This window comes from Pseudoalteromonas sp. CR1 (genome assembly GCF_019392235.1).
Lineage (GTDB): Bacteria > Pseudomonadota > Gammaproteobacteria > Enterobacterales > Alteromonadaceae > Pseudoalteromonas.
The window spans coordinates 1-253 of record NZ_JAHXRM010000435.1; the positions used below are offsets into that span (position 1 = coordinate 1).

1 protein-coding gene is annotated in these 253 nt (G+C 70.0%); it reads right to left on the bottom strand.

Annotation, left to right across the window (positions count from 1 at the left end):
• A partial coding sequence (locus tag KZZ04_RS20035; protein ID WP_219424009.1) for a hypothetical protein occupies positions 1–253 on the bottom strand: 253 nt, incomplete at both ends.

Genomic DNA, 253 nt, shown 5'->3' on the forward strand with positions numbered 1-253 from the left:
GGTTAGCGCGTTCCCGGACATCGCCAGCGTGCCGCGCATGATCGCGAACGTCGTGTTGATGCCGAACGAGGGCAGGTTCAGCGCCACGGTCGGCTCTCCGTAGGCCGGCAGGCCGGCCGGCGAGAGGCGGAGCCCCGCGATCCGGAAGCGTGGGTTGCCCTTCGCCATGGCGATCTTGGCGAGCCGCCGCGATTGGCTGTGCGACGGCGCGGCGATGAAGCTCTTCTCCGTCTCGATCACGCCCTGGACGGCC